The sequence below is a fragment of the Capnocytophaga sp. oral taxon 332 str. F0381 genome (assembly GCF_000318275.2).
GTDB lineage: Bacteria > Bacteroidota > Bacteroidia > Flavobacteriales > Flavobacteriaceae > Capnocytophaga > Capnocytophaga bilenii.
Genome location: NZ_KB291298.1, coordinates 1 through 528, shown reverse-complemented (window position 1 = coordinate 528; position 528 = coordinate 1). Strand labels below are relative to the sequence as shown.

The window sequence follows — 528 nt, the reverse complement described above, 5'->3', positions numbered from 1 at the left end:
GTTTAGTTCTTTTGTATTATGCTGATTAGTAAGTTGTTGTAATTTTAACAACATATCTGATACATTACCCTTTATGGTGATTTTTAAAATCAGTTGTTACCTCACACTCTCTTAGAAGGTAAGAACGTCCATCTGATAGAATAAAAGACTCCTTATCAATCCAGCCTACCAATATATGTAATAATTCAGCACTTCTTTTTAGTTGGTTTCGCCATCCTTCTATATCCAAATGATATTGGACAGAGAAAAACATATCTCCTTCAGGTGTTATTATGAAACAGCCATCTTCAACGACTCCCCCTTTTGTCGCTAATAAAGGCTTTTGTGCATTTACTATTTTGAAAAAATCATACTTCTCTGTTTTTTGTAAATATAGTATTTCTACACCTTCAATCTTTTCAAAACCTGATATTTTTACATAGTCATTCATACTATTTTGTTATTTTAAATTGAAAATTAGTAATTCCTGCTTCTTCAAAAATCTTTATATAATGATCTCTTAATTCTTCGGAGTTAGTATGATATATT

Annotated in this window: 1 protein-coding gene; it reads right to left on the bottom strand. The window is 29.5% G+C overall.

The features are described from left to right. Positions 1-64 precede the first annotated feature (64 nt). Entirely contained in the window at positions 65-430 is a 366-nt protein-coding gene (locus HMPREF9075_RS05425) for a hypothetical protein (protein WP_009415478.1), read from the bottom strand. Positions 431-528: the final 98 nt, after the last annotated feature.